Annotated in this window: 6 protein-coding genes; 3 read left to right on the forward strand and 3 right to left on the reverse strand. The window is 71.0% G+C overall.

From position 1 onward, the window contains the following. Positions 1 to 132: 132 nt before the first annotated feature. Together glmU and glmS are read left to right on the forward strand one after the other, a co-directional pair. Positions 133 to 1,440 carry a bifunctional UDP-N-acetylglucosamine diphosphorylase/glucosamine-1-phosphate N-acetyltransferase GlmU gene (gene glmU / locus B8460_RS11240; protein ID WP_048861689.1) on the forward strand — a complete coding sequence of 436 codons (1,308 nt, stop codon included), beginning with the start codon at positions 133 to 135 and terminating at the stop codon, positions 1,438 to 1,440. Between the two features lie 2 nt (positions 1,441 to 1,442). After that, entirely contained in the window at positions 1,443 to 3,266 is a 1,824-nt protein-coding gene (glmS, locus tag B8460_RS11245; protein ID WP_048861690.1) for a glutamine--fructose-6-phosphate transaminase (isomerizing), read from the forward strand. Positions 3,267 to 3,270: 4 nt separating this feature from the next. Here glmS and B8460_RS11250 read toward each other — a convergent pair whose 3' ends face one another. From B8460_RS11250 to B8460_RS11260, 3 genes are read right to left on the reverse strand one after another with little or no spacing between them, the layout of a single operon-like run. Continuing rightward, positions 3,271 to 3,789, reverse strand: coding sequence for an iron transporter (locus B8460_RS11250; RefSeq protein ID WP_048861691.1), 519 nt, complete (start codon positions 3,787 to 3,789; stop codon positions 3,271 to 3,273). 30 nt (positions 3,790 to 3,819) lie between these two features. Further along, positions 3,820 to 4,650 (reverse strand): FTR1 family iron permease, encoded by an 831-nt coding sequence (locus B8460_RS11255; protein WP_048861692.1) that lies wholly within the window; start codon positions 4,648 to 4,650, stop codon positions 3,820 to 3,822. Positions 4,651 to 4,654: 4 nt separating this feature from the next. Next, complete coding sequence (locus B8460_RS11260; protein ID WP_084623534.1) at positions 4,655 to 5,044, reverse strand: cupredoxin domain-containing protein; 390 nt, start codon at positions 5,042 to 5,044, stop codon at positions 4,655 to 4,657. Positions 5,045 to 5,281: 237 nt separating this feature from the next. Between B8460_RS11260 and B8460_RS11265 the strand changes: the two genes are divergently transcribed. Continuing rightward, positions 5,282 to 5,806 carry a hypothetical protein gene (locus tag B8460_RS11265; RefSeq protein ID WP_048861693.1) on the forward strand — a complete coding sequence of 175 codons (525 nt, stop codon included), beginning with the start codon at positions 5,282 to 5,284 and terminating at the stop codon, positions 5,804 to 5,806. Positions 5,807 to 5,894: the final 88 nt, after the last annotated feature.

Here is a 5,894-nt window from a genome sequence, read left to right on the forward strand (position 1 = left end):
CGCGGAGATCGGGCACCGAGTCCACCAGGGTGCCGTCGAGGTCGAAGACGAGGGTCGGTTGCATGTCGATCCTGCTGACGTGTTGTTCGGGCTTTGACACGGAGGCTCGCGGACCGCTACCCAAATCCGACAATGTCAGCGACCGCCATCATCCTCGCCGCCGGGCTGGGCACGCGGATGAAGTCCGCGCTTCCCAAGGCCCTCCACCCGATCGCCGGCCGGCCGATGCTCGCGCATCTGCTGGATGCCGCGGCGGCCGTGTTCGACCGCATGGTGATCGTCGCCGGCCCCGACATGCCGGGCCTCGCTGCCGCCGCCGCGCCGCATCCGGTCGTGGTGCAGCACGAGCGTCTCGGCACCGCTCACGCCGCCCTGCAGGCCGCCGACCTGTTCGGCGAGGGCGAGGTGGCCGTCCTGTATGCGGACAACCCGCTGGTCACGCCCGCGACGCTGCGGCGTCTGCTCGACCGGGCGCGGGCGGGGGACGCCGCGCTGGCGCTGCTGGCCATGCGCCCGGACGATCCGGGCCGCTACGGCCGCGTGCTGCACGAGGGCGAGCAGGTCCGCCGGATCGTCGAATGGGCCGACGCGACCGAGGCCGAGCGGGCGGAGGGGCTGTGCAACGCCGGCGTGTTCTGCGCCGCCGCGGCACCGTTCGCGCGCTGGCTGCGGGCGGTCGGGTGCGACAATGCGAAGCGTGAGTACTACCTCACCGACGTGGCCGCGCTGGCCGCCGCCGAGGGCGCGGTGGTCGCGGTCGAGGCGCCGTATGACGAGCTGCGCGGCATCAACAGCCGCGTCGAACTGGCCGAGGCGGAGGCCGTCGTACAGACGCGGCTGCGCCGGGCGGCGATGGAGGGCGGGGTCACGATGACGGACCCGGCCAGCGTGTTCCTGTGCGCCGACACCGTCCTGGCGCCGGATGTGACGATCGGCCCGAACGTCGTGTTCGGCCCGGGCGTCGCGGTGGAGACGGGGGCGGAGATACGCGCCTTCAGCCATGTCGAGGGCTGCCGCGTCGGCCCCGGCGCGATCGTCGGCCCGTTCGCGCGGCTGCGGCCCGGGGCGGTGCTGGGCAAAGGCGCGCATGTCGGCAATTTCGTCGAGGTGAAGGCGGCGACCCTCGGCGACGGAGCGAAGGCCAATCACCTCGCCTATATCGGCGACGCAAGCGTCGGCGCGCGGACCAACATCGGCGCCGGCACGATCACCTGCAATTACGACGGTGTCGCCAAGCACCGCACGGCGATCGGCGCTGACGCCTTCATCGGCTCCGACAGCATCCTCGTCGCCCCGGTCAGCATCGGCGACGGCGCGCTCGTCGCCGCCGGCAGCGTGATCACCGAGGACGTGCCCGACGGCGCGCTAGCGCTCGGCCGCGCCCGGCAGGCGACCAAGCCCGGCCGCGCCCGCCTGCTGCGGCGCAAGGAGAAAGCCTGATCATGTGCGGGATCATCGGCGCGATCGGCCTGCGTCCTGCCGCCCCGCTGCTGATGGATGCGCTGCGGCGGCTCGAATATCGCGGCTATGACAGCGCGGGTGTCGCGACGCTCGACGACGGGCGCATCGACCGCCGGCGGGCGGAAGGCAAGCTCGTCAACCTCGCCCGCGTGCTGGAGACGACGCCGCTGCCCGGCACGACCGGCATCGGTCACACCCGCTGGGCGACGCACGGCGCGCCGACCGAGGGCAACGCGCATCCGCACGGCACCGCGCGCGTCGCCATCGTCCACAACGGCATCATCGAGAACCACGCCGAGCTGCGCGCCGAGCTGGAGGCGGCCGGGCAGGTGTTTTCGACCGAAACCGACACCGAGACGGTGGCGCAGCTGGTCGACCTCAACCTGCGTCGCGGCATGGCGCCGGTCGAGGCGGCGGCGGCGGCGCTGCGCCGGCTGGAAGGCGCCTATGCGCTGGCGATGATCTTCGCCGGCCACCCGGAGCTGATCATCGCGGCCCAGCACGGCGCGCCGCTCGCGGTCGGGTTCGGCGAGGACGAGATGTTCGTGGGCTCCGACGCGCTGGCCCTCGCCCCGCTGACCCGGCGCATCGCCTATCTGCTCGACGGCGACTGGGCGATCGTGGACCGGCAGGGCGCGCGCTTCTTCGACGCGGGCGGCGCCCCGGTCGCGCGCGAGATCAAGCTCACCCGGCTGACCGGGGCGGCGATCGGGCGCGGCAACTACCGCCACTTCATGGAAAAGGAGCTGCACGAGCATCCGGCGGTGATCGGCGACACGCTGCACCGCATGGTCGATCCGGGCACGCGCGCGGTCGCGCTGCCGAAGCTGCCGTTCGATCTTGCCGCCATCCCGCGCCTGACGGTCAGCGCCTGCGGCTCGGCGTTCTACGCGGGGCTCGTGGGGCGTTGGTGGTTCGAGACGCTCGCCCGCCTGCCCGCGGATGCCGACGTCGCGAGCGAGTTCCGCTATCGCGCGCCGCCGCTGACCGAGGGCGGTCTGGGCCTGCTGGTCAGCCAGTCGGGCGAGACCGCCGATACGCTCGCCGCCCTGCGCTACCTGCGTGCCGAGCGCCAGCATGTCCTGTCGGTCGTCAACGTGCCGGAGAGCAGCATGGCGCGCGAGAGCGACGCGGTGCTGGAGACCGTCGCCGGCCCGGAAATCGGCGTCGCCAGCACCAAGGCGTTCACCGCGCAGCTGGCCGTGCTCGCCTGCCTCGCCATCGCGACCGCGCGGGCGCGCGGCGCGATCGACGCGGCGCGGGAGGCGGCGCTGACGGCGAGCCTCCTGGAAATCCCCGCCCGCGCCGCCGCGGTGCTGGAACAGGACGCGGAGATCCAGCGCGTCGCCGCGATCCTCGCCGAGGCGCGCGACGTGCTCTATCTCGGCCGCGGCAACTGCTTTCCGATCGCGCTGGAAGGCGCGCTGAAGCTCAAGGAGATCAGCTACATCCACGCCGAGGGCTATGCCGCCGGCGAGATGAAGCATGGGCCGATCGCGCTGATCGACCCCGCCGTGCCGGTGATCGCCATCACGCCGTCCGGCCCGCTGTTCGACAAGACGGCGTCGAATCTGCAGGAAGCGGCGGCGCGCGGCGGCCGGATCATCGTGTTCAGCGACGCGGCGGGGGCGGCACGGCTGCGCGGGATCGCGGCGGAGACGATCGTCCTGCCGGACGTCGATCCCTTCGCCGCGCCCTTGCTGTACGCGATCCCGGTGCAGCTCCTCGCCTATCACGTGGCGGTGCGCAAAGGCACCGACGTCGATCAGCCGCGCAACCTGGCGAAGTCCGTCACCGTCGAGTAGCGCGCTATTTCTGCGGATAGTCGAAGCTGAACTTCTCGTCGAACGGCGCCCACCAGTTCGGCACGCCCGTCTCCTTGTCGACGTGATGCAGGAAGCCGTTGGCCTCCGGGCTTTCGTAATGCAGGACGACGGTATAGCGGCCCGGCCCGTCCATCTTGACGTTGTTCGCGTAATGCGGCCCGTCCTTGGCGGTCATCGCCAGCATGGTGCCGTCGGCGCTCCAGGACGTGCCGTCCTTGGTCAGCCGGTAGGTGATCTTCATGTACGGTATCCATGCGCCGTCGCCGAAGCCCCACACGTTGTCGGCGGTCGCGTGCACGTCCGTCTCCAGGTGGATGGCGTCCGGCCCCATCGCCATGCCGGGCGGCATCGGCGCCATCTCGATGCCGACGAGATAGCTCGCGGCGATCTCCATGTCGTGGGCGTGTACCGGGCCGCCGATCGGAAACTCGCGCGCGGCGGCGGCGGCGGGGAGCGCCAGGATGGCGGCAGCCGTCAGGCTGCGCAGGAACAGGGGGTTCATGCGTTGGGTACTCCTTGAAAGGAAGGCGGATCAGGTGCGCGCGACGGCGGCGCGCGCGGGCTCGTGGGTGACCAGGCGACGGGCGACGTAGAGGGCGACCAGCACGCCGACATAGGCGGCGACCTGCACGCCCATCGGCTGATCCGAATAGCCCACCAGTGCCTTCAGGCTGCGGCCTACCAGACTGTCCTCCGGCAGCACGCCGGACGTGTCCCACAGCGCGTAGCCCCAGGCCGGGATCAGGTTGGCCCGCGCCAGGATGGCCGCCGCCTGTCCCGCCATGCCGGCGGCGAGCAGGGAGACCAGGGTGTTCGTCACCGCGAACAGATGACGGATCGGAATGGCGACGAGGCCGCGATAGAGCAGCCACGACATCGCGCCGCCGCCGAGCACGCCGAGCGCGCCGCCGACCAGCAATCCCGCCGCGCTGACGCCCGACGATGCGGCGATGCCGTACAGGAACAGCACCACCTCCGCCCCCTCGCGCCAGACGGCGACGGCGATCACGGTCGCCATGGCGAACAGCGTCTTCTCGCCCGCAGCCACCGCGCGCCCCATCTGCTTCATCTCGCGCGCCATCTCGCGCCCGTGGGACGCCATCCAGACGGTGTGCCAGCCGAGCATGACGACGGCGACGCAGAGGATGGTGGCGTTGAAAACTTCCTGTCCGTTGCCCGACAGCGCGTTGCTGATGGTGCCGGCAAAGGCCGCGATCAGCCCGGCACCGGCGACGCCCGCCGCGATGCCGCCGGCGACATAGGCGGCGCGGCCGCGTATCCCCTCGGTCGCGGCCAGCACGATGCCGACGATGAGGCCGGCCTCCAGCACCTCGCGGAAGACGATCAGCAGGCTGCCGAGCATCGCGTTATTCCTTCGCGGCCGGCGCGGTGGCGACGATCGTGCCGGTCGCCTTGTCCGGGTGATAGTCGTCGAAGAACTTGTAGGTGCCGGGATGCAGCGGGCCGGCCCACACCGTCACCTTGCCGCCGCCCACCACGATCTTCTCGAACTTCATGTCATAGCTTTCGAACTCGCTGACCGACCCGTCCTGGTTGTCGAGCGTGATGCGGAACCGCTCCCCGGCCGGCACGCTGAGCTGCCCCGGCGTGAAGCGGTGGTCCTTGAGCGTGAGCGTGTAGGTCGGCGCATCCGCGGCCCACGCGGGCGCCGCGACGGTGCCGAGGGCCGGAAGGCACAGGACCGGCAGGCAGATGGCCGTGAAGGCGGTTGCGAAGGAGCGGGCGCGCCGTGGCATCGGTTCGTTCCCTGGAGTTGCGGGCCTGGTGGACGGAGACGGGTGGGCGAAGACGGTGAAAACGGACGCGCGGGTGTTGCCCGTCCGGCCTGTCTCCGGTAGTTACTGCGAATGGTTCGCGTTTGCAAGGCCGGTGACGGACTTACGCGCGACTGCAAGGAGCCGCCGCCCCATGACCTGCCCGTTCCTGAAAGACCCGTATCCCGGATGCCGTGACATGGGATCGGATGCCGCGTGATGCAGGGGCACGCGCTCGCTTTCATGCGCATACCGTTCGACGTGCTGGCCGCGATCGACAGCCGATGGCTGCACTACGCGCTGCAGCCGGTCCATTACCTGATCCGAATCGTTCACATCCTCTCGATGGCGGCGTTTTTCGGCGGCATCGGCCTGCTGGATTTCCGGCTGATGGGCTGGCGCGGCTCGATCGTGCTGCGCTCCTTCGCCCGTGGCGTGCTGCCGTGGCTGTACGTCACCTTCGGCGTGACGGTGGCGAGCGGCGTGCTGCTGTTCCTGTACGACCCGGTCGCGGTGGGCAGCCATGCCTTCTTCGTGCCGAAACTGATCCTCATCGCGCTCGGCCTGCTCAACGCTGTCATCTATCACCAGACCGGCTACCTCGCGGCGCTGGCGAGCGAGCGGACCATGCCGCTCTCCGCCCGCCTCGCCGGCGCTGTGTCGCTCGCGCTCTGGGTCGGCGTCATCGTCTGCGCGGCGCTCAACGTCGAGTCGGTGCCGAAGGTCTATCTGCAGATGTATTGATCGTACGGCACGCTCAGTCCGCCGCCAGCAGGTCCGCGGCGGCGGCGCGGGCGGCGGCGATCCGCGCGGCATCCGGCGCCGCCTCGGC

Source organism: Acidisphaera rubrifaciens HS-AP3 (assembly GCF_000964365.1).
In the GTDB taxonomy this organism is placed as follows: domain Bacteria; phylum Pseudomonadota; class Alphaproteobacteria; order Acetobacterales; family Acetobacteraceae; genus Acidisphaera; species Acidisphaera rubrifaciens.

What these genes read in the sequence shown, in the direction of transcription:
- B8460_RS11255 (WP_048861692.1), bottom strand. Translation starts at nt 4,650, where the DNA reads ATGCTCGGCAGCCTGCTGATCGTCTTCCGCGAGGTGCTGGAGGCCGGC.
- B8460_RS11250 (WP_048861691.1), bottom strand. Translation starts at nt 3,789, where the DNA reads ATGAACCCCCTGTTCCTGCGCAGCCTGACGGCTGCCGCCATCCTGGCG.
- B8460_RS11260 (WP_084623534.1), bottom strand. Translation starts at nt 5,044, where the DNA reads ATGCCACGGCGCGCCCGCTCCTTCGCAACCGCCTTCACGGCCATCTGC.
- glmU (WP_048861689.1), top strand. Translation starts at nt 133, where the DNA reads ATGTCAGCGACCGCCATCATCCTCGCCGCCGGGCTGGGCACGCGGATG.
- glmS (WP_048861690.1), top strand. Translation starts at nt 1,443, where the DNA reads ATGTGCGGGATCATCGGCGCGATCGGCCTGCGTCCTGCCGCCCCGCTG.
- B8460_RS11265 (WP_048861693.1), top strand. Translation starts at nt 5,282, where the DNA reads ATGCAGGGGCACGCGCTCGCTTTCATGCGCATACCGTTCGACGTGCTG.